Source organism: Chryseobacterium sp. MP_3.2, assembly GCF_035984805.1.
Classification (GTDB): Bacteria; Bacteroidota; Bacteroidia; order Flavobacteriales; family Weeksellaceae; genus Kaistella.
In genome coordinates this window covers 39,328-63,182 of record NZ_JAXCHW010000002.1, presented here as the reverse complement: position 1 = coordinate 63,182, position 23,855 = coordinate 39,328, and the positions used below count along the sequence as shown (strand labels likewise).

Genomic DNA, 23,855 nt, shown 5'->3' with positions numbered 1-23,855 from the left:
GATTTATATTTCTGTAAAGAAAGTTCGAACCGCCATTTACATTATCACGCAGATTCTATTTCTTTTATAATCATTTTAATTGATATCTGCGATCTGTTTTTTAATTCTCAATTTTACTACTAAATATAGAATTACAAACGGCAGTAAAATTACTAAAAAATTCATCCAATCAGGCCAATTGACTAAAATCACGATTAAGTTAATGAAAAGTTGAAGACCAGCATAAACTGAACTGACGACGAGATGAGAAATTCTTTTCTCATTCGCAAAAAGCTGATATAAATGACGGCGGTGTGCATCAAAGATATTTTCTTTTAATTTTAATCGCTCAAGAATTGTGAAAATGGTCTCTACTCCATATACAGATAATAAGAGTATCCACTTATATTGTTCAGTTTTGATAATAAGCAATGCAACCAAAGCAATAATCCAAAACGCAATCCCCAGACTTCCTATATCTCCTAGAAAACATTTCGCTTTCTTGCGAAAATTAAAAAATAGAAAAACAAAACATCCAATTATAGGATAGATGATGAAGTTTGCATTCACAAAATTAGTTACGTTCTGATTAATATAAAATAATGCGCCGAACACGACTAAACTGTAAATGCCGGACATTCCATTTATTCCATCCATAAAATTATAGGCATTAAGAATACCGATAATTAAAATATAACATATTGGAATTGCCCACCACGGCAGTAATTGAAATGCATTCAAAAAATAAAGCAACAAAGTCACGGAAATGAAATGAAATACTAATCGAACCTTGCTTGATAAATCAATCATATCATCTACAAAACTGATAATACAAATCAACAATAAGCCTGCACCGAAAATCCAAAAGTTTGGCTCTACCATATTGTCTAAAAAAAATTCATAATCTTTAAATAAAACTTCATAGGTAATGAAAAACAAAAATGCAATGGGGAAAATAATACCACCACCGCGCAATGTAATTTCCGTGTGTGCACTTCTATGATTTGGTTTATCAATGATATTATACTTGTTGGCTATTTTGAAATAAACCAGCATCACGACAAATAAAGCGATGGTAATGATAAAATACTCCATTAGTTTTTAAAACTTTTTATGGTTTTTATTAACCCTTCCTGAGCTGAAACTGGAAGTTGATCAATTCCTAAAGCCATTTTAATTTTAGTATTAGAAACGACGTAGCTTTCTGTCAGTTTTTTTAAACGTTCAGAATTCAAAGGTAATTTTAAAAAATCTCCTGCTCTGGCAAAACCTGAAATTAAACCACTATTAATCTTCCAAATTTTAGATTTATTGCCGGAGACTTTTGCAATAATTTCTATTAAATCATTAGTCGATAGTTTGTCATCATCTGCAAAATTATAAATACCTGATGAAATGTCTTTTGAAGTGAGCATTTTTAAAATTAAGAAATTAAGATTATCAATGCTAAGAAATGATCGCTCATTGCTAAAAGATCCTAAGGGCCAAGGAATTCCCTTATTCACCACTTGGTATAATAAATTCAAGTTTCCTTTATTCCCCGGACCATGAATCATACAAGGGCGAATGATGAAGAGTCTTTTTCCAGCAGGTAAGGTTTGCTTTAATAAAAATTCCTCCGCTTCTAATTTTGATTTTCCGTACGGTGTAAGTGGATTGGGATGTACATTTTCATCCAATAAAACCTCCACCGTATCTGCAACCGCTTTCACAGAACTGAAATAAATAAAATCCTTAATTTCTGATGTTAAAAATTGTTGGAACAATTTGATTGTTAGATCTCTATTTACGGTGAAATATGATTGCGGATCAGCAGAATTACTGGTGTCATGAGCTTTGCCTGCAAGATGAATAATTACATCAGCAGAGGTCTTCAACTTCCAATCATTCTTTCGCAATGATAAGCCTTCAACCACGTTTCCATGAGCTATCAAATATTTTGATAAATTCTGACCGACAAAACCAGATATTCCTGTAATTATAGTTTTCATAGAAATTTTCTTATTAATGAAATATCTGCAAATTAAATAGAAATGATTGTTGCACTCATCACGTTTGCCACTTATCAATATATATTTACAAGATTTTATTTCATAATTTGTATTAAATTATTCAGCAAAGTTTCTCTCTCAAATTCTGATTGAAAATAGTTTAGGGCTTTTTCTCCCATTAGTAGCCGATCTTCTTTTGATAAATTGTATATTTTTCTTACATTTTCTGCTAAATCTTCCGCATTCTCTGCGGCAGATGAAAATCCTGCTCCAGATACATTTATAATACTTGCACCTTCTCCATCCATAGATACTAGAATTGGTTTTTTACAGGCGAGATAAGATTGAATTTTTGAAGGAATCGTCAAAGCGAAAATCTTGTCTTTTTTAAGAGAAGCTACTAAAACGTCTGAACATGCAAAATAATCAGGCATTACTACAGCAGGAAAGGAGCCAAGTAGATAAACAGTTTCTTCTAAATGATTATCACAGATAAATTTCTCGATCTTATCTTTTTGTCTACCATCTCCAAGAAACACCCATTTTATATCAGTTAAATTAGATTCTTTAATAATCCTGGCAGCCTCAAGCAGAGTATTTAAGCTCTGAGCTTCTCCAAAATTTCCGGCAAATGTTATTATAAACCCTTGCGGAATTTTGTCTAAAATTTCAGATTTTCGAACAGTTGGTTTGTAAAAATTTTCTGTTGTATTTGGATAAAATATAATTTTATCATGTGGAACTCCCTGTTCGAAAATATAGTTTCTAAAACCATTAGATTGCACTAAAACTTTTTCCGCCTTGCTATAAATAAATTTGGTGATTTGGTTAAAGAATTTTAAAATCACTGGATTATTTATATTTCCAGCGGCTGTCAAGCTTTCTGGCCATAAGTCTTGCACCCAAAAATAGAAAGGAGCCTTAAATTTTTTTGAGGCGATAATAGCAGGAAGCCCTACTGTTACAGGAGAAGGTTCATAGACCAAAATACGATCAAAATCTTCTTCAATTTTTCTCACTTTCAACCATCCGAAAAATACAAATGAAAAATAATTCAGAAATAAATTTACCCCGCCTTTTTTTCTCGGATATAGTTTGCATCGGTAAATTTTCATTCCATTCCACATTTCGTCTATGCTTTTGGATGAATAACCTTCATAAAATTCTCCCGCAGGATAATTTGGAATTCCGGTAAGAATACTTATATGATGCCCTTTTTCTTGTAAACCAAGAGCGATATCATTTATTTTAAAACTTTCAGGGAAAAAGTATTGAGAAATTATAAGAATTTTCATTAATAAGAATATATATTTTGCTTTTCAATATAAACTCTCATTTCATTAAGCATTTCAGAATAATCAGGAACTCTATAATCAAAATCTTTTCTGATGCTAACCAAACTTTTATCCACCTTATATTGATCATTCGGTTGAATTGCAATTTCATTATCGCGAAATATTTTATTAAATAAATTTAATAAAGAATATTTGTCGATTTTTACTTGAGGTGCAACTTGAACTAAACCCGATATTTCATTGTCTAAGATATATTGTATAACATTTGCAAGCTCAACAGTGGTTATACCTGACCAAAATGCTTCAGAATATCCGGAGATTGCAAGATTTTGGGGCACAGACATGAACCAATGAAATAAACCTATTCCATTTTTATTCAGTTCAGGACCAATGATAGACGTTCTAATTGTTAAATCTTTTTGATTATCAATTTCTCCTAATGCTTTAGACTGCGCATAAAATCCAATACCATCTTTAATATCATTTTCTGTGTAAGCTCCCTTTTTTCCATTAAATACACAATCCGTACTGATGTGAATGATTTTAGTTTTTTTGTGTTTCGTCAAACTTTCGAGAAAATGCGGAAAATAACTGTTAAACCATACGGCTTTCTCCGGATGATCTTCAGCATCTTTATTTAAAATACCTATCGCATTAACAATCACATCAAAATTGTTTGCAGTAATTATGGATTGTAATTCGTCTGTTTTAGCAACATCAAGATTAAAAGTATTATCCGATTGGATAATATTTCTTGCTAAACCAAAGACATCGTATTTTTCCGTGCTTTTTAATTTATTAAAGATGACATGACCTGCCATTCCCTTAATACCTATAACTAATATTTTCTTCATTATTTGTCCCAAATCACTTTATTAACAATTGGTGTGTAGCTTTGAATTGCTCTAATTACTCTTGCCGAAGTGTTATTAATGGTGTATTCGACAGGCAATTGGCTCTTTTCATCCAAGGATAAGCCTTTTGCAATTTCTATAGAATTAATCATACTTTCAGTTGAAATTCCACCTAAAACGATTGTTCCCCAATCTATTGCTTCTGGCCTCTCTGTGCTTGTGCGAATACTTACTGCTGGGAATCCCATCATTGCAGATTCTTCACTAATTGTTCCACTATCTGACAGCACAACATAAGCGTGTTTTTGAAGTTTTACATAATCAAAAAATCCCAAAGGTGGAACGTTGCTAATTAAAGGATGAAACTTAATTTTATTGCTTGCTATCCTGTTTTTTGTACGAGGATGTGTGGAGAAAATTATAGGCATTTGATATTTTTCAGCTACTGCATTTAGTGATTCTGAAAGTATCTCAAAATGATCTTTTAGATCGATATTTTCTTCTCGATGTGCACTAACAACTAAATATTTTTGAGGTACTAAACCTAATCTAGAAATAACGTTAGAGGTTTCAATCTTTGTTTTGTATTTTTCTAACACCTCGAAAAGTGGAGATCCTGTCACGAATACGTGATCTTTCCGAAATCCTTCACTTAGTAGGTATCTGCGACTATTTTCCGTGTACGTTAAATTGATGTCAGAAATATGATCAGAGATTTTACGATTAATTTCTTCTGGAACATTTTGATCAAAACATCTATTCCCAGCTTCCATGTGAAAAATTGGTATTTTTAATCTCTTTGCGGCAATGGTGCATAATACACTATTGGTATCACCTAAAACTAAAAGGGCATCGGGCATTTCCTTCGCTAAAATTTCATAAGATTTCGAAATTACATTACCTATAGTTTCTCCCAAATGAGAACCTGCAACATTTAGAAAAACATCGGGTTTTCTAAGGTCCAGATCTTCAAAAAATATTTCATTTAATTCATAGTCATAGTTCTGACCCGTATGTATTAAAACATGGTCAAAATACTGATCACATAGTTTTATGCACTCTGCTAGTCTTATAATTTCGGGGCGAGTTCCTAGAACTGTCGCAACCTTAAGTTTTTTCATTATTTTCTGTTTTACTACCTGTAGTACTTATTATTCTTAATTAGTCTGAACCTGAAACAACTCTAATTTTTTTAATAAAATTTTGATACCTTCCACATTTTCTCTTTGGGTATTGTGCGAATTATAATCTTCAATTTCGGGTTGAATTTCATTTCCTTCCGAAAAATACTTAGCATAATTTAAATCACGGTTATCAGCTGGAATGCGGTAAAAATCTCCCATATCTTCAGCTTTAATCATTTCTTCCCTTGTACAAAGAGTTTCGAAGAGCTTCTCACCATGGCGCGTTCCAATAATCTTAATTTCATTGTTCGCATTTTTTAATTCGAGAACCGCTTTAGCCAAGTCTCCTATGGTTGCAGCAGGAGCTTTATTTACAAATAAATCGCCAGGATTTCCATTTTCAAAAGCAAACAATACCAATTCTACAGCTTCATCCAATGACATTAAAAACCTTGTCATATTAGAATCTGTAATCGTTATATGCTGATTGGTTTTTATTTGATTTAGAAAAAGTGGTATTACGGAACCTCGTGAAGCCATGACATTACCGTAGCGAGTAAGACATACTGTTGTCTCTGTCAAATTTCTCGCTTCAGAAACTGCTACTTTTTCCATCATTGCTTTGGAAATACCCATTGCATTGATAGGATAAGCTGCTTTATCTGTAGACAGACAAATTACTTTTTGCACTTTATTTGCAGCGGCTGCACGTATCACATTTTGTGTACCAATTACATTTGTTTTCACCGCTTCCATTGGAAAAAATTCACAAGATGGTACTTGTTTTAACGCTGCAGCGTGAAAAATATAATCAACTCCTTTGGTTGCATATTCAATACTTGCAAAATCTCTTACATCTCCAATATAATATTTGATTTTATTATTTTTATAATAATTTCTCATATCATCTTGTTTTTTCTCATCACGTGAAAAAATTCGAATTTCTTTGAAGTGGTTAGTTTGTAAAAACCGGTTTAACACTGCTGTACCAAACGAACCTGTTCCGCCTGTAATTAAGAGCGTTTTATTTTGAATTTTCATAATATATATTATTTGAACAAATATTCTTTTTCTTCTTTTGTAGGATAATTAATAAGCACAGCTTTGTATTTTCCTTTATAAACAAATAAACTTCCGGCAGCTACTCCAACTATTTTCTGCAAAGATATTATTTCTTTTATATCTTCTAAATTGCGTGCACCACCTATAAAAGTCATTGGAAGTGTACAACATGATCGGGATTTATTAAGCAATTCTTTATCAAAGCCTTGCATTTTTCCATCTTTGTCTATGGAATTGATAATAATTTCGCCTGCTCCTAAACTTGCCGCTTTTTTTATAAAATCGAAGGGATTTACTCCAGTCGCTCTCAAACCATTACGAATATAAACTTCATACCCTCCAAAATTTTTTTTCTTAACATCCAATACAATTGACAAACTTTGACTTCCTACCCTGTTTGCAATTTCTACAATTAACTCAGGATTTGCTAGTGCAGCTGAAGATATAGCGATTTTCTCGACTCCTAAAGAAAAAATACGTTGTGCCTGTTCAGCAGTTTTTACTCCACCGCCATAACAAAGTGGCATCCTACATTGGTTCGCAATACGCTGTATAAGACTGTAATTGGGCTCCAGATTTTTTACAGTTTTATCAATGTCAAATATAACTAATTCATCAACCTGCATTTCATTAAAAATCTTAACGGCATTAATAGGATCACCTATATATTTCGGATTTTTAAAGTTAACTGTTTTTACCAAGCCGTTATCTTGAATTAAAAGACTGGGAATTATTCTTGGTTTTAACATTATGGCGATTACTTAAATATTTGCAAAATTGTACAATAAAATCTCACCATTACGGTGACTTTTCTCTGGATGAAACTGAACCCCATAAATATTACCATGGACAAATGAAGAAGTAAAGGTTTCTTCATAATTCGTGGTCGATAGAATATTAGTAGCGAATTTACAAGATATGTAATAACTATGCAAAAAGTAAAAAGAGGCCTCTTTATCTATATTATTAAATAACGCACAAACTCCAAAATGGAAAACTTCATTCCAGCCCATGTGCGGAATTTTTGCATCATGTCTAATTTTAGTAATATCAAATTTTTTTACTGATGCATCAATGTAATTGAGTCCCTTTTCGTTTCCTTCTTCACTATTTAATGCCATCATTTGCATCCCAACACAAATTCCTAGAATTGGTATTTTTTTATTCAGGACTAAGTCATTTAAAGCTGGTATCATCCCAGAATTTTTTAGGAGAATCATAGCATGATCAAAATGTCCTACTCCAGGTAAAATTAATTTTTCTGCACCTATTAGATCGAAAGTATTCTTTGCAATTTTACAATTTATATTGAAAGTTTTGTAGGCATTTATAATCGCATTTATATTTCCTAAACCATAATCAATTATTGTTATCATCTAAAAAGCCTTTTTTCTACTCCTATCCTACTTAATATCTTACTACCCAAATCAATGAACCATTTCTTATTCCTATAATCGCGAAATGTTCTATTTTCACCATCAAAAATTAGTTGAAGCTCCTCTCTATTCAAGTCAAGTTTATCTGCGATGTAGCCAAATTCTTTGTCGTGGAAATCAGCAGAAAGTTCAGTTTCTGCGATTTTTTTTAAAGCATTTTCGCGGGTCATCTGATTAGTCATAATTAAACTTGAAAAGTGCGCTTTCCGGCGATCGAAACCGAATTTCTTTGGCAACCAAAAATCTTCAAAAAACCGCGTAAATCTGGACTCGTGATGTTTATGTTTAAACGGTTTCCAATCCAGTTTTTCTGACAATAATTTTTCGGCACTTTCTTTTTCGTACACTATATAATTTAAGGGTTTAAATACGTTTAAACCAAAAACATATTTATAGTATATTTTATACTTAACAATATCTATAATAGGAAATGTTTTAAGTTTTATTTTTCCAAACTTCTTATGAATGTCAAGAATTAGTTTCTTATCAATACCTGGATAAGCACCCCAATCTTCAGGTTCACGGCAGCACTCAGTACTATAATTACCACCGGTAATAACGTATTCTATCTTATGTTTTTTTGCAAAGGCGTAAAGTGACGAGAAAAAAGCAATATCCTGCGGTAAATCCTGATCTGGAATCTGGGATCTTAAAAAAGAAACTTGCAAATCTTTCATTTCCTCCCAATTGATAACCTCCGTATATAAATCTACATTCAGATTCTTCACAATACTTTCTATATTTTTAACTGCATGATCAGTGTTCCAGCCAGCATCTACATGAAAAGCCAAAGGCCTTAAACCCATAATTTCTTTTGCAACATAGAGCGCGTAAGAACTATCCAATCCCCCACTTATACCGATAATACAGTCAAAATCCTTTCCTTTTCGGTGTTTTTTAATTTTACCAGCAACTTTCATTAATTCATCAAGCTTACCTTCGCCAAAATTCCAATCCGGAAGTATATTCTGCTGAAAGTTGGTATAATGATCGCTTTCACCTCGCTCATTAAAGATGATGGTAGGATCCGTAGTGTCCATTACGGTTTTCGTGCATATCTGGTCTTGTTTCATTGTCTGCAGTAGAGTTTTTTTTCAAATCGATAATTAAGATTGGTTGTTCCGCAATTTGTTTTGTATCCTATTTTTTTCAATGATATTCCCTTTATTAAAGAATATTTAATAATTCTTTGATATTATTTTTAACGAGAGAATGTGAAGATACTATGTCATTATGAGTCGCTTCATTAAATGCGTTTTCTATTGACTTTTCATTTAAAGGGTCAAAAATTAAACTAGGCTTACATACAGCGTAAAGGTATGGTAAATCAGCTCCGATAACCTTGCAACCACTTTCAATAGCTTCTACAATACCCAATCCGAAACTTTCGGCCAATGAAGGATATATTAAAAATTCACATGATTGATATATCTCGCCCAATGAATTACGATCAACAAAACCTATATTTTCTATCGGATAATTTGCATACCTTTTTTCATCAATTATTTTACAAAGTTCCTCAAATTCTGTATTTATTGTAACAATAAGTTTTCCACACTTATTTTTATCATAATAGTTACAAAAAGCATTTATTAATCTTTTATGATTCTTATGAGGTGGTGCATTGCTTATATAAACAAAGGCGTTTTTTTCACGTTTTACCACTTCATCATTTAATATTTCAGGATAATAAGGCAAAATCATGATATGCTTATCTTCTACCTTAAATTTATTTTGAAAATTGTTCTTGATAACAGCAGTCTGCAATATCCAAAAGTCTGTATTTTTAAAAAGAAACTTTAAAACAGTTCTTTTTAAAGAAAATAAGAACTTATGGAAAATCGGAGTATCCTTCGGAACTTTTATATAAAGCTGCTGATGAAAATACGTATATACTTTTGCATTCAACCTAATATTCGGAGGTAAATCTCCAAAACAAAGTACTGAGGTAAAGCGATTTTTAAACTTTAAGTAGAATTGATGGCGTTTCAGAAGGGAACCTTCTAAAAAAAGCACTTCATTTTTTGAATCTTTTAAATACGGAACAGAATTTTCCACTCTTTTATCTAGTAGGTAGAAAACTTTCTTACCTGAAGCTTCTAATTCTTGCAATAGGTAATCCAACAATATTTTTCCTCCGCTGTTATTGATGTACATTGCATCAATAAGTAGTTCATGCGTCATATTTAAAATGTTATGTGAATGTAAAGAAACTACGTCCTTTCTATTAAGTTATTTTGATCTAAGAGTTTAAATAAAGGTTTATTCCGGATTTAGATACTGAACTATTAAAATCTAAAAAAAACATATTAAGTATATTCAATACTAAATTTTAAACCGATTTTTTAAAAAGTTGTGAAAATAAATTTTTACAGTGTCTATCACTGTGAAAATATTTATTTACCTCATTATCCGTCGAATTGTTACAAGTTTTTACTCTAAAATTTTCACATCGCAAGTTACTGTTTTAATTTTTATTCCTTATATTTAATTCTAAATCAACAATTATGAAAAATGTATTATCTGTATTATTTCTATCCATTCTATCATTTATTAATTCTCAAATAATAAATTTGGACACTTACAGTTCAGTTAAAAATAGTGAAGTTTTCAATACAGCAATTATAGATTTAAAAAAGAAATACAGTAGTAAAAAACAACATGTTACTCTACTGATTCCCGCGGGAAGATATGAAATTTCCCAGCCTATCATTTTGAATAAATACATCAGTCTTGAAGGTGAGTCCGCGAATTCAACCATCCTCCATGTTACCAGATCAGATATGGAGGCGATTATTTTGGAGGAAAATCGAAATGACTCAGATATTTATAACGGATACAATTCAATTAAGAATTTAACTATTACTGGACCTGATTTTGGGAAAAACTTTTTCGCATGGAAAGATAACAAACGAAACAATCCTAAAAGTATAGGGATTAAAATACTTGGATTAAGAAACCGTATAGAAAACTGTACTATTGATGGTTTTCTTTGGAGTGGAATACATATTACAGGTAGCTATTATAATTTTATGACAAATAATTTTATAAAAAATAATAGGATTGGAATTATAATAGAAAACACTTCCACAAGTACCTATGTAAATAATAATGAAATTAGAGACAACGGTTCGGGAATTTTAATTAACAATAATTCGTACGCAAATTTTATAAATAATAATATGATTGAAAACAATATTACTAATTTTCTAGATACGGAAATTGGCGGAGAAAATTTGTATTCAAGAGGTAATGGAATAATCATAAACAAGTCCATGAACAACTTTATTCAGAATAATTATTTTGAGCAACAATTTAATAACATCTTGTTGAGCAATGCAACGGACAACGAAGTCTCTTCTAATTTTTTCGCGTTGGGATTCGTGGAGAAGAAATGGCAGAACGTAATTAAATTAGAGGGGAAATCTGAGAATAATAGCATTGTACAAAACAAGACAATGGGTACAGATCAATCGATAGATTTAACAAGAATTAATTTTGATAGGATTAATAACTTTTCTTCCAATATTATCGATTTCGGCGAAGCTAAAAATAAACAATTGAAAAGTAAAGCTGATATGAAAGCTAATAGCAAATCACCGCAGATAAAATAGCTTTTTTAGATGTATTAATAAAAACATGTGTTTGATGCAAATTATTAACTAAGCATCCCACTTCTTTAATATCAAACTATTCTTCATTTTATCAAAAATCAATTTTAAAATTTCTCTAGTTTTAAAATTTTATTCCAAAGATTGTTTTTATAAGAGTCACCTCTTTTTTAAATTTAGCTTGTCGGTCACTGTCATTTAAAATACTAGCAATGAAATTTTTAATTTTGTATTCTCCTAGGTAATTTTTAACAACTTTTTCATCATCGAAATTATGCTTCTTCAAATAGTATTTCAAAGATTCTAATTCATTGCCAAAAGCTTTTTCGGAATAATCTTCTCTATCGCCTATTAAATGATAATATATTTTGCTATTGTCATAAACGATTTGGTATTTTTTTTCTAATAGTCGCTTTGTTACGTCCGCTTCTTCATAGTACATAAAAATGTTTTGATCGAAAAGACCTACATCGGTAAACTTTTTTTTATCTATAAAGAAAAACGCGCCGGAAAGCAAAAAATAGTCAGGAAAAAACTTGTCAATTTTATTTGCCAGCTTTGTAATAATATTCGAAAACACACTTTTAAACTCGGGTCTCTGATAAAAGGAGTAGTTAAAACCTCCAATCTGCTTGTATGATAATAGCGCTAAATTTTGATTATTAAATTTATTAATGACGTCTTTTAATACTGCACTACCAAAACGCACATCAGGATTCATAATGCAAACAATCTCACCGCCGCTCAGCTTTATCCCCACATTGTTGCCCTGTCCATAACCCAAATTTATCGTGTTCTGCGAATAAATAATTTTTATAGTTTTATTGAGTGGATGATCTTTTACCAAATTTCTTATTTCCACCGCATCATCACCAGAACTATTATCAACAATAATTATTTCTAATTCCCCAGGTTCGATATCAAGATAGGCCCCAACAGAGCTTATGCAATCTTCTATCAATTTTTGAGAATTATATGTAACTACTACTATTGAAATTTTAACCATGCGGAAGTATTTTTAAAAAATGAAATCGATATATTCGATAGATTTTAAGCTTTTTTCTAATTCATACTCAAAACTTGATTCTCCAAATACAATATTTGGCAAAATGTAAATGCAAAAACCTGCTACAATATGAACCAAAGCAAAGAGTAAAAATGAAAAGAGCTTTTGCTGTTTAGATTGATTTCGTATCATGTACATGTAATAAATAATCCAAATAATCAGAAATGGAAATACATATCGATGACCTAAAACCTGTGTAATGAATGATGCTGGAATGAATATAATAGTGAAAAAACTTAATTTACTCAGGAATCTATAATTTCTGTCTAAAGCATAGTCAGAATTATTTTTTTTGTATTTTTTATCAATAAACCATAAAAACGATAGATAAACAAAATAAGGTAAAGAATTAAAAAATCCACCAGAAAGTGATCCAGTATTTCCTTTACCAAAATATTCTCCAAAATGTTCGAGCTGCTGTAAAATACCAAGCTGAAAAAGTAATAACACAATCGCAAGAAATGCAAAGGCTGAAATAAAGGTTACGAGAAAAAAGTTTTTTGTACTAAGGAAATAAAACATCGGAATAAACAGATATAAAATCAAAATTGCAGAATGTGTAATAAGGGCTAGAAAAGTGAAGAGGATAAAAAGAAACCAATTTCTCGTCGTTAAGAAATAATGCAGAGCCAGCAAAAAGAAAGGAAAGGCCATATAATATCTGATCTGATTAACATAAGGAACATAATACAACACAATAAAAACTAAGAAAACATAGAAGTAGTTTTTGGTATAGCGCGTGATGAAAAAGAAGTAAGTTAACGTGTAAACAATTAAATGAAATTTAAAAAATTCTAAAAATGTAAACCCGTTAGTCTTCATTATAGAATTAAGAAAGACAAACATAGGATCAAAATCATTTCTTTGTTTACCGTAAGCAAATTCATACATAGGTAAATCAGCAGAATCGGTAATCCCTAATGTGAAGTAAAAAACTAGAAAAAGCAACATTAAATTAAAGGCATAGTTTATTCCTTTGATCTTGGTACTTTCCAAAATTTGCCCAATAAAAAAGTGAGAAAAAAATATTATGATTAGTAATGCCAAATTCTAAAATTTAATTTTATTATACGTTTATTTTATAGAGATCAATAGGATTATATGTACAATCATGTTTACAAATTTAATCTACGTAGATGCGCTTTTAAATCTTCGAAGGGCATATCTTGAATTGAATTATAAAGATGATCCAGATTGTCTATTATAAATTGATCCTTAAGTTTAGAAAAATCTACATTTTCTAAAACTTCTACAATATTTTTTTTGAACCTAGGTCGAATAATCTTTGCTGGTACGCCACCAATTATAGAATATGGAGGGAAAGATTTGGTAACAACACTTCCTGCAGCTACGATGCACCCTTGGCCTATAGTTACTCCAGAAAGAACACTCACATTACTACCAACCCAAACATCATCTTCTAATATTATTGGACCATTACTAAAAGCTTCTATTTCTTGATTATGAAAATAATGTTTGAATGGAAAAGTACTTAGATTATCTTTATAATGATTGCCTCCTAAAAAAAAATTAACTCCACTGGCAATGGAGCAAAAGCTTCCGATTGATAAAAATTCGTTTGTTGAATTCCAACTATGAACCTTTATTGGTCCATAAGATAATCTCCCTATTTTTACCGAATTCAGAGGGAATATATTATTCGCCGTAATTTCATTGTGTTTGTTCGCCTCCCTAAATTTGAATTGAAAGTTAAAAAGTTTAAAACTTCTAATCACTAAGGCTATAAAGTTTTTTATTATAAATATAATTTTCATGAACAGACAGTTTTTAAAAACGTAGGAGCAATTATTTAGCTGCTAAAATAATTAGTGAAATGTTAATTTTTTATTTACAGATTTCTGGTTTTTACTAACAGTATAATTTGATTTACAAATTTTCTATAAAAAATCAGGTAGTAGACTAAATACAAAATTAGACTAATTCCGAAACCAATTAAAAGATTAAGTAAAATATTATCCCGCAATAAGTTCATGTAGTATTTGGAAAAAAACAAAAGTAAAAATGAGAAGAGATAAAATGAAATTACAACTTTAATTTGGTCAATATTTTTCCTGTCTAGCAATTTCTGTATGAATAGAGAAGAAATTAAAAATTGCAAAAATTGATTGACTAATATCCCATATGCTAATGCAACTAGTCCATGCTTATAAGTTAAAAGTAATATTGTAACACCAATTATTTTGGTAAAAATTTCTATCCTTAAAAATAATGCTGTTTTATTTTTAATTTGAAAAATCATCATATTGTTTACAGTTATTGGATAGAAGGTATACGCAATACAAAAAATAATAAAAATATCCGTCATTTCCGCCCACTTTTCTGAAAATAAGACAATAATCAAGGGCTGCGCTACTATGGCTAAAATGAAAAATAGGGGAAAAAAAAGCAAACAACTTAATTTTGTAAACAAATCATTAAGAGTTGCAATTTTTTCATTGTTTGACTGGTGTGAAGAAAAGAATGGGAATAAAACACGTTGTACAATTGTTGTAAGAACAGAAGCAGGCATTTGTGTAAATTGATTAGTTTTAGAATACAATCCCAAATCTCTAGTTGACAAAGCTCTTCCAATCACTATTGGATAAGCATTAAAATAAGCAGCTTGTAAAAGCGCTGATGCTAAAATGTTAGATCCGAATGCGAATAATTTTTTTAGCGATATAAATGAGAATCCGGCAGTGGGAAACCATCTAACCCCAAACCAAAAAAATACTGCGTTAAAAAATGCCATGAAAATATTTTGCATAACCAAGGCCCAAACTCCGTAACCTTCGTAAGCTAAATAAATTCCCAAAACCCCTGATAATAGTACCGCAACTAAAGAATATTTAGCTTGTGTTTTAAAATCCATCTTGATACTCAGTTTTACCTTGTGCACCATCACGATTGAATTTAGGATAATGCTTAAGGAGATAACACGCAAAATCAAAGTTAGATCTGGTATTCTAAAAAAACGCTCTATTGATGGAGCTAAAAAATATAATACAATAACGATTAAAATTGAAGCTGCTAAATTAAAATAGAAGACGGTAGAATAATCTACTTCCGTTCGATCTAAATTCTGTATAAGCGCATTTGTAAATCCCCCCTCGGAAAATGTAATTGCCAATGATATAAAAACCAACACTACACCTATGACCCCGTAATCTTTGGGTAAAAGTAATCTTGCCAATACAAGTTCTAAAGCTAACATTAGAAAAACAATACCCAACTTATCCACGCCGCTCCAGATAAAACCTTTTACTAAATCTTTGCTTTTATATTCCAAAATTTATGTTTCAACTAGATTATCAACGAACAGTAAAAAAAATTAGTTGAGTTATATTAATACCTATTTACTAGCACACAACTAACTATTATTAAAAAGAAGATGTTCGAAAAATTTCCTCTTTTAAAAAATTAGAATTTTTCTTTTAGTTTTTGCCACCAATTTAATTCTGCAGAATAGCCGTAGCCATATTTATTACCATAACCAAAATGATTTTTACTCACGTCATTAAGCACAAAAGCGACATTTTTAATTTTTTTAGAATCAATCTGCGAGTTAGCATATTCAATCAAAGGTTTATCTGTGTAACCGGATCTAGTAATATAAATAGTTGCATCTGCAAATTCAGATGTTAACAAAGTGTCCGTCACTAACATTAAAGGAGCAGTATCTATAACTACAAAATCATAAGACTCTATCAATTCATCTAGCAAGTTTTTATATCTTCCATTATTAAGTAGCTCTGTTGGATTCGGAGGAATTGCACCAGAATAAATAACATCTAGATGCGGATTAAATGTAGAAACATGAATAATATCCTCCAGATTCTGCTGATCATCATATAAAAATTCGGTAAGTCCTTTCAGACCTTTTTTGCTCGGATTATAGCGCTGCAGTTGCGGGTTTCTAATGTCTGAACCTATAATGATTACTCTATTTTTAACATTAGCCATAGTCAGCGCTAGGTTGACTGACGCAAATGTTTTCCCTTCTCCCTTAATGGTGGAGGTAACAAAAATCACATGACCATTATTTTTCTTAGGAAGCATAAATTGCATGTTGGTAATAATAATTCGGAAAGCTTCTGCTAATGGTGAAAGGTCATTAACACCTACTACTTCATTTCCACCTCTACCCAAAGAAGGTATTTCTCCTAATATAGAAGTTGAAGTTAATTTCTCTAAATCGTGTTTTGAATTAATCTTAGTATTGAACAGCTCTTTAAGATAAATAACAACGAAAGGTATTCCTAGTCCAATTAAAAGTGCAGCTAACAAAATAAACATTTTTTTTGGCGCAACGGGTTTATCAGCAGCATAAGCGAAATCTAAAATTCTAGCCTTAGGAGCTGTAATGGCTAAATTTATTGCCGTTTCTTCACGTTTCTCTAGTAACAATAAATATAAATTCTCTTTTATTTGCTGTTGTCTTTCTATACTACGAAACATTTTTTCCTGCGCAGGAACCTTTGCAATTTTAGAGGCAATTTGATTATCCTCGATTTTAATATCTGCTTTAGATATTTCCATTGCCACCTTATATTTCACTAAACCATCCATAACAGATGATCTTAAATTATTTATCTGTTTGGTTAAATCACCAATTACAGGATTTTGTGGGGTTGCATTCTCTAGTAGATTATTCCTTTCTAAAATTAATTGATTATAAGCGTTAATACTTGCGGATGCTGTTGGATTGCTTAACCCTACACTGGCAGGCAAAGTTTGATTACTCCCAATTCTGGACATATAGTTAATTAGATCGTTAGTAAGACCAATTTGTGTATCAGTTTCTAACAATTTCCTTTGAGCCTCAGCTGCCTTACTGAGGTTAATAGCCGTTTCAGTAGGTATATCAGTTATATTATTGGAAATTTTAAAGTTTTCCTTTTGAGATTCTACGTCACCTAATTCACTGGCGATAATCCCAATCCGCTCGTCAATAAAATTTTTGGTTTTTTCCGACTCAGAATTTTTATCGTTTGTAGCATCATTATTATAAGCCTCTACTAATTTATCAATTATATTTTTTCCTTTCTGAGTGTTTTGTTGATTAATGGATAAGCCTATTACGGTCGCATCTTTATCAACTAAATCAACTTTTGTAGATTTTTGATAATCATCTACCGCATTTTCTTTAGTATTGTAAGAGAAAAACAGTTGTCCTAAGTCTTCAATTTTATGTTGCTTAGCATTGGTATTTTTACGAATCATAATATTCGCGTAAGGCAAACTAATCGTTTTATTATAAGTTGTAACGATAGTTTTTGGAAAATCTTCTGAAATAAGTGTTATTTTGTCTCCTGCCAAAACAACTTCTATAGCGTCTTCAATCGGCAGATTGTATTCTTTTTCATTTATAACTTCTATAAGGACAGGTGCATTTTCGCCGTATAGTTCACTTTTCTTAAACCCTTTTTCTGAGAAAAGATTTAACTGAATTCCTAAACGAGTCACTACATCACTCATTAGTTTTTTCGATTTAAAAACTTCTATTTCATTTTCTATACTATTGGTTGCCATATTTCCAAATCCAGACAAATCAGAAAGCGCTCCCAAATCACCAGGCGATTTCTTGGCGTCTTTGATAAGCACCGTAGAATTAATCTGGAAAACAGATGAGGTAGTTTTTAGATATAAGAATGATATTACAAGAGCGATCAAAATAGAGACTACAAACCATATCCATTTGTGGACATACGGTTTAATAATTTCGTTAATATCGGAACTCGCAGAAGCATCTGCTCCGGCGCTGCTGATTTTACTCATAGTTTGCTAATAAAATTAGTTCTTAAAAATAGTAATGAAAATTCCTGCTAAACCTACTATTGTTCCTGCAACAGCTATATATACAGCAGTATTTGGGTCTTGGCGTGCGGCGCGCTCCTTCGTTTCAGTAGGCGAAACATATATTACATCACCTTGCTTAAGATTAAAATAAGGCGAATTGACAAAATTTTCATCAATAAGATTTATTCTACTCTTTGTAATTTGTCCGTTAATATTTCTGACAATCAAAACGTCATTTCTCTTTCCATACATAGTTAAATCCCCGGCAATACCAAGAGCATTAAGAATGCTAGGATTTTTTTCAGAAAGTATATATTGACCAGGTTTAGCTACTTCGCCTAACAAAGTGACTTTAAAATTAGCTAGTCTAACTGATACGGTTGGATTTTTTACATAAGAAGATATCTGAAATGTTAAATCAGATTTCAAATCTTCAAGTGAAATTTGAGTAGTATTAATTTTTCCCAAAAGTGGAAAATCTATATCTCCATTTTCATCAACTTCATACAACTTTTCCGAATTAGAAGAATTAGAAGCATTGCCAGGAGTTGCACTATTTTGAGAAGAGTAATAGCCTTGATTGAATGGTTTTACTACATCCATATTTTTCGACGTTACAAATATTACTAATTGATCTCCAACTTGTATGGTAGATTTCGAATTACTAATAGAAACATCAGTAGCAATTTGTTCTACATTCTGCAAATAGCTCAATCCAGTTGTTTTTTCTTTTGTTTTACAAGACGAAAAAGCGAAAAGGATTGCTATATAGAGGGGAAATATTTTATAATTCATTGTTACTTTTTGAATGGAATTTTGCAAATATACAATTCTATATTACTTATCCAATACTTCGTAAATGGAGTTGTTGCTTTTAAAATCCACTACAATATCTTTTAAAAGTTGAACCACTTCTATTTTTTCACTGTTTAATGCAACGGCGATGATATTATTCGTGTAATGGTCTATTTCATCAAATTTCATCAATGGATCTTTGGAAATCATTATCTTTTCATGGTGAGTAGCCATGGTGGTAGCATCATCACTCAAAAGTTCTTCGTAGAGCTTCTCACCTGGACGAAGTCCTGTGAAAATTATTTTGATCTCAACATCTGGCTCAAATCCTGATAATTTTATCATTCGCCGCGCTAAATCAATAATTTTTACGGGTTCACCCATGTCGAAAACAAATATTTCCCCACCTTTCCCCATCGTTCCGGCTTCAAGCACGAGTTCGCACGCCTCAGAAATCGTCATAAAATAACGCACAATATCAGGATGGGTAATGGTCAATGGTCCACCAGCTTCAATTTGTCTCTTAAAATGAGGAATAACAGAGCCATTTGAACCTAAAACATTTCCGAAACGCGTTGTAATAAATTTCGTGCTGTTGCCTTCACAATTTTGTAAGGCCTGTACAAAAAGTTCTGCAACTCTTTTAGAAGCGCCCATTACATTAGTGGGTTTTACGGCCTTGTCTGTAGAAATCATCACAAAACGGTTAACGCCATATTTGCTTGCCAAGGTGGCCAAGTTTTTTGTCCCTGCTATGTTGACCAGAATCGCTTCATGGGGATTTTCCTCAATGAGTGGTACATGCTTATAAGCTGCCGCATGATATACCATGGAAAATTTAAATTGTTGAAAAAGCTTTTCCATTCTTTCGTCACAAGAGATATCTGCAAGCACAAATTTAAAACTGATGTGTGGGAATTTCTCCCGCATCTCCATTTCAATCTCGTACATCGGGGTCTCTGCCTGATCCAAAACGACGATGAGCGCAGGATTGAATTGCGCAACCTGTCGCACAATTTCGCTTCCAATAGAGCCTGCCCCACCAGTTATTAAAATGATCTTATTGTGATGTCTTTTCTTTACGTCGTCATTTTCAATTTTGATGGGTTTTCTATTCAATAAATCTTCAATCTGCAGATTACGGATGGATCCCATTAAATCACTATCTCGCAACTTCTGTAAACTTGGGGCTTTAAAAACCTCCAAATCTTTCTCTAAGAAGAGATTTACCCAACTGTTCATCTCTTCTTTAGTCATTGCCTCTTTTACAATCAAAACTCCATCTAAAGCGAGATAGACTTTATCATATTTTTCTATTTTTTCTTTGGTGTAAATAGGTTTGCCTAATAATTTAGCACGTTTAGAATCATACCGCTGTGTTAAGAATCCAACGACTTGATAAGGTAAATTGGCATTATCTAAAATTGCTCTGGCAAATGCAACCGATGTTTCATCAATACCCAAAACTAAAATTCTTTTCTTGAGGGTACTTCTTCTAAATTCCCGAACGCTGTGGAAAAACTCCTTCACAAACAATCTAAATAAAAACAAAATCATAAATGAAGTTGCAAAGAGAATTACAAAGAAAGGAATATGCGCACTCAACATTTTAAATCCGCTGAACACAAAATAAGAGTAGCTTATTCCCGTAACTAATAATGTACTGCAAAAAGTGGACAATACTATTTTAAAGAGGTCAATAAAGGTAGAATGGCGAATAATGCCTGCAAAAGTTTTGAAAATAAACATAAATAATACGTTGGCAATCAAAATCAAGGCATACATTGGAATATCGTCATAAAAAAGCTTCGTATTATAATTAATACGCTCTATGATGTAAGTAGAAAAATAGGTAGCAAGAAAGATGAGTACAATATCTATAACTAAAATAATCCACCTTGGCAGATATCTCACATCAGATAAACTCATCATATTATCACCACCGTAAATCCTGTTATTCAAATTTTTTCGGTAGTTCATTATAAAGTGAAGGTTAATTGAGTGTTAGCACAGACATCAATTCTTTCCATCATGTTCTTAGGTTGATTTATGGTGCAAATTTACAAAAAAACAATCGGATATAAATTCTTTTTAAAGAAGCTGGTTCAATTCTTCGAACGTAGCAGTGATCCTTTGTAAATCTTTTTCAGTAAGGTTAGAGCCTGAAGGCAAACATAAACCATTTTGAAAAAGTCTTTCCGCCAAATCAGACCCAAAATACTGAGCTCCCTTAAAAATAGGCTGCAGATGCATCGGTTTCCAAATTGGTCTGGTTTCAATATTCTTTCTCAGAAATTTTTCCCGTACCATTTCTTGCGTATAATGCTGATCAGGATCAATGGTAATTACATTCAACCAATGATTAGAAAAATAATTTTCATTCGGCTCTGTATGTAGAATAAATCGGGAATTATCTTTAAAAAGTTCTTTATAAAAAAGGTGATTTTTTCTCCTTTGCTGAACACGCAAGTCCAACACTTCCATTTGACCTCTTCCAATTCCAGCGCTTATGTTACTCATCCGATAATTATATCCGATGCTTGTATGTTCGTAATGTGGTGCTTCATCTTTGGCTTGGGTAGATAGAAAGACCGCTTTATTCTTAAACTCTATATTTTTTGCTACCAATGCTCCACCGCCAGAAGTGGTAATAATTTTATTGCCATTAAAACTAATGACTGAGAAATCACCAAAAGTTCCACATTTTTGATTTTTATAAGTACTACCTAAAGCTTCGGCGCTATCTTCAATAATAGGAATATCAAACCGCTGAGAGATTTCTTTAATTTCATCTACTTGATGAGGCATTCCGTAAAGGCTTACTGTTATAATCGCTTTGGGTTTTTTGCCTTTGGAAATTCCAAATTTAATGGCGTCTTCTACCGCGTTTGGACATAAATTCCAAGTTTCTTTTTCACTGTCTACAAAAATGGGAACAGCACCCAAATAAATGATGGGATTGGCAGATGCGGAAAAGGTAAGGCTTTGGCAGATCACATAATCGCCAGCTTTAATATTTAGTAAAATTAAAGCGAGATGCAGTGCAGCAGTTCCAGAACTTAAAGCTGCAACATGAACTTCTTTTCCGAGATAAGTTTCTAAATCTTTTTCAAGTCCGTTGACATTGGGGCCTAAAGGTGCAATCCAATTTTCATCAAAGGCATCTTGAATATATTTCATTTCTGTTCCCCCCATGTGTGGAGAGGAAATCCATATTTTGTCGTCCATTTTTAAACGGCGTTGATTTTTAAAATTCTTCCGGGATTCCCAACCATCACTGCATTTGCGGGAACATCATTTAAAACTACAGTTCCAGCACCAATCACTGCATTTTCACCGATGGTAATACCTTGAATTATATTAGCTCCTAAACCGATTTGAACGCCTTTTCTAACCGTAATATTACCGGCGAGCGAGGCTTTGGGAGAGATATGAACAAAATCTTCAATCACACATTCATGTTCAATTGTGGAGGCAGTGTTAATGATGCAGTGATTTCCAATTGTTACTTCCGCGTTGATGCAAACTTGAGGCATAATTACCGTTCCTTCTCCAACGGCAGAAAAACGAGAAACGTAAGCGCTTGAATGGATAATGGTTTCAAATTCGCACCAATCTTTAATGTCGTGGTATATTCTTTCCCGGATGCTGTTGTCTCCAATGGCAATAATGAGTTTCTTGAATTGGATTAATTCCTTGGAGGGTTTATAAATTTTCAGATGATGCGGAAATTGGTCATGCGGGTTATCATCCACTAGATACTCTAACAAATGATTGTTTGATAAGATAAGATCGTAAATAACTTTCGCCTGACCTCTGGCTCCGTATAATATCATGCTGCGTTCCCCTTAAATGCGTCCATGGTCATGTAATTATTGGCATTTACTCCATTTCTGTGTAACACCTTCTCTATCGTAACCAATAGGATCTTTGCATCTAAACGTGCTGAAACAGTCTCTACATATTCTACATCAAACCTAAATTTCTCTTCCCACGACAAGGCATTTCTTCCGTTCACTTGTGCCCAACCTGTAATTCCAGGCTTTACGGCGTGGCGCTTATTTTGCTCGGGGCTGTACAGTTCCAAATATTCGGGTAAAAGGGGTCTTGGTCCAATTAAACTCATATCGCCTTTCAATACGTTGATTAATTGAGGGATTTCGTCTAGGGAAGTTTTGCGTACGGCTTTCCCTATAAAAGTGAGGCGCTCATAATCTGACAAAAGTTTACCATCCGCACATTTGCAATCATTCATGGTTTTAAACTTAATGATGGGGAATATTTTACCATTTTTACCTGGCCTGCTCTGGATAAAAAAGGCATCGCCTCTATTATTGAAAACCAGCAAAATAGTGATCAGCAGAAATAAAGGACTAATCACTACGAGGCATAAACCAGCAAAAGAAAAGTCCAAAATAGGCTTTAGGTATTTAGAGTACATATTTTATTGCTATTTTCTTTTATAAAAAGGTAACCTCTCGATTATGATTTTTATACATTATTAGATTTAGCTAGCATTTTTCTGCATATTACGGTACATAATGATTCCAACTGCCGTGAGAATCAAAACTGGAATATAACCATTTATAGGGACTGGCTCGCCGGGATTCCCGGGACCTTGCGGTAATTCATCTTTAAAAGGTTCAGCATTATCCACTTCATTTTGATTAAGTCTGGCATCTTCTTCCTCGAATCTATTTGAGGTCTGCTGTGCATATCCTGCACTGAAGATCAAAACCAATATTAATATAAAAAAATTTCTTAGTTGCATTAGATATAGTTAGAATTCTATGATTATAGATTATAATTAAATATTGTACAATACTGTACAATATTACACAAA

At 32.2% G+C, this 23,855-nt stretch carries 22 protein-coding genes; 1 reads left to right on the top strand and 21 read right to left on the bottom strand.

Annotated features, from left to right (window positions below):
- Positions 1–75: 75 nt before the first annotated feature.
- The 10 genes from RCH13_RS04355 to RCH13_RS04310 all read right to left on the bottom strand — a co-directional run bounded on the left by RCH13_RS04355 (position 76) and on the right by RCH13_RS04310 (position 9,925).
- On the bottom strand, positions 76–1,074 hold the full coding sequence (locus RCH13_RS04355; protein WP_326986010.1) for an MraY family glycosyltransferase: 999 nt from the start codon (positions 1,072–1,074) through the stop codon (positions 76–78).
- Positions 1,074–1,970: an NAD-dependent epimerase/dehydratase family protein gene (locus RCH13_RS04350; protein ID WP_326986009.1), complete on the bottom strand. Its 897-nt coding sequence runs from the start codon at positions 1,968–1,970 to the stop codon at positions 1,074–1,076. Before RCH13_RS04350 ends, RCH13_RS04355 begins: the two co-directional genes overlap by 1 nt.
- Positions 1,971–2,065: 95 nt before the next feature.
- On the bottom strand, positions 2,066–3,265 hold the full coding sequence (locus RCH13_RS04345) for a glycosyltransferase family 4 protein (protein ID WP_326986008.1): 1,200 nt from the start codon (positions 3,263–3,265) through the stop codon (positions 2,066–2,068).
- Positions 3,265–4,119, bottom strand: a complete 855-nt coding sequence (locus RCH13_RS04340; RefSeq protein WP_326986007.1) for a sugar nucleotide-binding protein — start codon at positions 4,117–4,119, stop codon at positions 3,265–3,267. Before RCH13_RS04340 ends, RCH13_RS04345 begins: the two co-directional genes overlap by 1 nt.
- Entirely contained in the window at positions 4,119–5,240 is a 1,122-nt protein-coding gene (gene wecB / locus RCH13_RS04335) for a non-hydrolyzing UDP-N-acetylglucosamine 2-epimerase (protein WP_326986006.1), read from the bottom strand. The genes RCH13_RS04340 and wecB overlap by 1 nt, the downstream gene beginning before the upstream one ends.
- 36 nt (positions 5,241–5,276) lie before the next feature.
- Positions 5,277–6,284, bottom strand: a complete 1,008-nt coding sequence (locus RCH13_RS04330; RefSeq protein WP_326986005.1) for a polysaccharide biosynthesis protein — start codon at positions 6,282–6,284, stop codon at positions 5,277–5,279.
- An 8-nt stretch (positions 6,285–6,292) separates the two neighbouring features.
- Positions 6,293–7,054 (bottom strand): AglZ/HisF2 family acetamidino modification protein, encoded by a 762-nt coding sequence (locus RCH13_RS04325; protein ID WP_326986004.1) that lies wholly within the window; start codon positions 7,052–7,054, stop codon positions 6,293–6,295.
- Between the two features lie 12 nt (positions 7,055–7,066).
- Complete coding sequence (hisH, locus tag RCH13_RS04320; RefSeq protein WP_326986003.1) at positions 7,067–7,681, bottom strand: imidazole glycerol phosphate synthase subunit HisH; 615 nt, start codon at positions 7,679–7,681, stop codon at positions 7,067–7,069.
- Positions 7,678–8,814, bottom strand: a complete 1,137-nt coding sequence (locus RCH13_RS04315) for an N-acetyl sugar amidotransferase (protein WP_326986002.1) — start codon at positions 8,812–8,814, stop codon at positions 7,678–7,680. The genes hisH and RCH13_RS04315 overlap by 4 nt, the downstream gene beginning before the upstream one ends.
- A 94-nt stretch (positions 8,815–8,908) precedes the next feature.
- Positions 8,909–9,925: a glycosyltransferase gene (locus tag RCH13_RS04310; protein ID WP_326986001.1), complete on the bottom strand. Its 1,017-nt coding sequence runs from the start codon at positions 9,923–9,925 to the stop codon at positions 8,909–8,911.
- Positions 9,926–10,248: 323 nt separating this feature from the next.
- On the opposite strand from RCH13_RS04310, the gene RCH13_RS04305 reads away from it, so the two are divergent.
- Positions 10,249–11,355, top strand: a complete 1,107-nt coding sequence (locus RCH13_RS04305; protein WP_326986000.1) for a right-handed parallel beta-helix repeat-containing protein — start codon at positions 10,249–10,251, stop codon at positions 11,353–11,355.
- Between the two features lie 121 nt (positions 11,356–11,476).
- On the opposite strand, the gene RCH13_RS04300 is transcribed toward RCH13_RS04305, so the two are convergent.
- The 11 genes from RCH13_RS04300 to RCH13_RS04250 form a co-directional block, all read right to left on the bottom strand.
- Positions 11,477–12,358: a glycosyltransferase family 2 protein gene (locus RCH13_RS04300; protein ID WP_326985999.1), complete on the bottom strand. Its 882-nt coding sequence runs from the start codon at positions 12,356–12,358 to the stop codon at positions 11,477–11,479.
- Between the two features lie 12 nt (positions 12,359–12,370).
- Complete coding sequence (locus RCH13_RS04295; protein WP_326985998.1) at positions 12,371–13,414, bottom strand: EpsG family protein; 1,044 nt, start codon at positions 13,412–13,414, stop codon at positions 12,371–12,373.
- A gap of 119 nt (positions 13,415–13,533) precedes the next feature.
- A complete protein-coding gene (locus RCH13_RS04290) occupies positions 13,534–14,193 on the bottom strand; it encodes a CatB-related O-acetyltransferase (RefSeq protein ID WP_326985997.1) in 660 nt (219 codons plus the stop codon).
- A gap of 74 nt (positions 14,194–14,267) precedes the next feature.
- Positions 14,268–15,707 (bottom strand): lipopolysaccharide biosynthesis protein, encoded by a 1,440-nt coding sequence (locus RCH13_RS04285; protein ID WP_326985996.1) that lies wholly within the window; start codon positions 15,705–15,707, stop codon positions 14,268–14,270.
- 131 nt (positions 15,708–15,838) lie between these two features.
- Complete coding sequence (locus tag RCH13_RS04280) at positions 15,839–18,196, bottom strand: GumC family protein (RefSeq protein WP_326985995.1); 2,358 nt, start codon at positions 18,194–18,196, stop codon at positions 15,839–15,841.
- A 15-nt stretch (positions 18,197–18,211) separates the two neighbouring features.
- Positions 18,212–19,012: a polysaccharide biosynthesis/export family protein gene (locus tag RCH13_RS04275; protein WP_326985994.1), complete on the bottom strand. Its 801-nt coding sequence runs from the start codon at positions 19,010–19,012 to the stop codon at positions 18,212–18,214.
- Between the two features lie 42 nt (positions 19,013–19,054).
- On the bottom strand, positions 19,055–20,992 hold the full coding sequence (locus RCH13_RS04270; protein WP_326985993.1) for a polysaccharide biosynthesis protein: 1,938 nt from the start codon (positions 20,990–20,992) through the stop codon (positions 19,055–19,057).
- A gap of 111 nt (positions 20,993–21,103) precedes the next feature.
- Positions 21,104–22,240 carry a DegT/DnrJ/EryC1/StrS family aminotransferase gene (locus tag RCH13_RS04265; protein WP_326985992.1) on the bottom strand — a complete coding sequence of 379 codons (1,137 nt, stop codon included), beginning with the start codon at positions 22,238–22,240 and terminating at the stop codon, positions 21,104–21,106.
- A 2-nt stretch (positions 22,241–22,242) separates the two neighbouring features.
- On the bottom strand, positions 22,243–22,848 hold the full coding sequence (locus tag RCH13_RS04260) for an acetyltransferase (RefSeq protein WP_326985991.1): 606 nt from the start codon (positions 22,846–22,848) through the stop codon (positions 22,243–22,245).
- Positions 22,845–23,453 carry a sugar transferase gene (locus tag RCH13_RS04255; protein WP_326985990.1) on the bottom strand — a complete coding sequence of 203 codons (609 nt, stop codon included), beginning with the start codon at positions 23,451–23,453 and terminating at the stop codon, positions 22,845–22,847. The genes RCH13_RS04260 and RCH13_RS04255 overlap by 4 nt, the downstream gene beginning before the upstream one ends.
- A 66-nt stretch (positions 23,454–23,519) precedes the next feature.
- The gene (locus RCH13_RS04250) at positions 23,520–23,783 is read right to left on the bottom strand and encodes a hypothetical protein (RefSeq protein ID WP_326985989.1); all 264 of its coding nucleotides are present in this window, start codon (positions 23,781–23,783) and stop codon (positions 23,520–23,522) included.
- Positions 23,784–23,855: the final 72 nt, after the last annotated feature.

What these genes read in the sequence shown, in the direction of transcription:
- RCH13_RS04345 (WP_326986008.1), bottom strand. Translation starts at nt 3,265, where the DNA reads ATGAAAATTCTTATAATTTCTCAATACTTTTTCCCTGAAAGTTTTAAA.
- RCH13_RS04350 (WP_326986009.1), bottom strand. Translation starts at nt 1,970, where the DNA reads ATGAAAACTATAATTACAGGAATATCTGGTTTTGTCGGTCAGAATTTA.
- RCH13_RS04305 (WP_326986000.1), top strand. Translation starts at nt 10,249, where the DNA reads ATGAAAAATGTATTATCTGTATTATTTCTATCCATTCTATCATTTATT.
- RCH13_RS04300 (WP_326985999.1), bottom strand. Translation starts at nt 12,358, where the DNA reads ATGGTTAAAATTTCAATAGTAGTAGTTACATATAATTCTCAAAAATTG.
- RCH13_RS04255 (WP_326985990.1), bottom strand. Translation starts at nt 23,453, where the DNA reads ATGTACTCTAAATACCTAAAGCCTATTTTGGACTTTTCTTTTGCTGGT.
- RCH13_RS04340 (WP_326986007.1), bottom strand. Translation starts at nt 4,119, where the DNA reads ATGAAGAAAATATTAGTTATAGGTATTAAGGGAATGGCAGGTCATGTC.
- RCH13_RS04310 (WP_326986001.1), bottom strand. Translation starts at nt 9,925, where the DNA reads ATGACGCATGAACTACTTATTGATGCAATGTACATCAATAACAGCGGA.
- RCH13_RS04270 (WP_326985993.1), bottom strand. Translation starts at nt 20,992, where the DNA reads ATGAACTACCGAAAAAATTTGAATAACAGGATTTACGGTGGTGATAAT.
- RCH13_RS04315 (WP_326986002.1), bottom strand. Translation starts at nt 8,814, where the DNA reads ATGAAACAAGACCAGATATGCACGAAAACCGTAATGGACACTACGGAT.
- RCH13_RS04290 (WP_326985997.1), bottom strand. Translation starts at nt 14,193, where the DNA reads ATGAAAATTATATTTATAATAAAAAACTTTATAGCCTTAGTGATTAGA.
- RCH13_RS04260 (WP_326985991.1), bottom strand. Translation starts at nt 22,848, where the DNA reads ATGATATTATACGGAGCCAGAGGTCAGGCGAAAGTTATTTACGATCTT.
- RCH13_RS04355 (WP_326986010.1), bottom strand. Translation starts at nt 1,074, where the DNA reads ATGGAGTATTTTATCATTACCATCGCTTTATTTGTCGTGATGCTGGTT.
- RCH13_RS04325 (WP_326986004.1), bottom strand. Translation starts at nt 7,054, where the DNA reads ATGTTAAAACCAAGAATAATTCCCAGTCTTTTAATTCAAGATAACGGC.
- RCH13_RS04265 (WP_326985992.1), bottom strand. Translation starts at nt 22,240, where the DNA reads ATGGACGACAAAATATGGATTTCCTCTCCACACATGGGGGGAACAGAA.
- hisH (WP_326986003.1), bottom strand. Translation starts at nt 7,681, where the DNA reads ATGATAACAATAATTGATTATGGTTTAGGAAATATAAATGCGATTATA.
- RCH13_RS04250 (WP_326985989.1), bottom strand. Translation starts at nt 23,783, where the DNA reads ATGCAACTAAGAAATTTTTTTATATTAATATTGGTTTTGATCTTCAGT.
- RCH13_RS04330 (WP_326986005.1), bottom strand. Translation starts at nt 6,284, where the DNA reads ATGAAAATTCAAAATAAAACGCTCTTAATTACAGGCGGAACAGGTTCG.
- RCH13_RS04275 (WP_326985994.1), bottom strand. Translation starts at nt 19,012, where the DNA reads ATGAATTATAAAATATTTCCCCTCTATATAGCAATCCTTTTCGCTTTT.
- RCH13_RS04280 (WP_326985995.1), bottom strand. Translation starts at nt 18,196, where the DNA reads ATGAGTAAAATCAGCAGCGCCGGAGCAGATGCTTCTGCGAGTTCCGAT.
- wecB (WP_326986006.1), bottom strand. Translation starts at nt 5,240, where the DNA reads ATGAAAAAACTTAAGGTTGCGACAGTTCTAGGAACTCGCCCCGAAATT.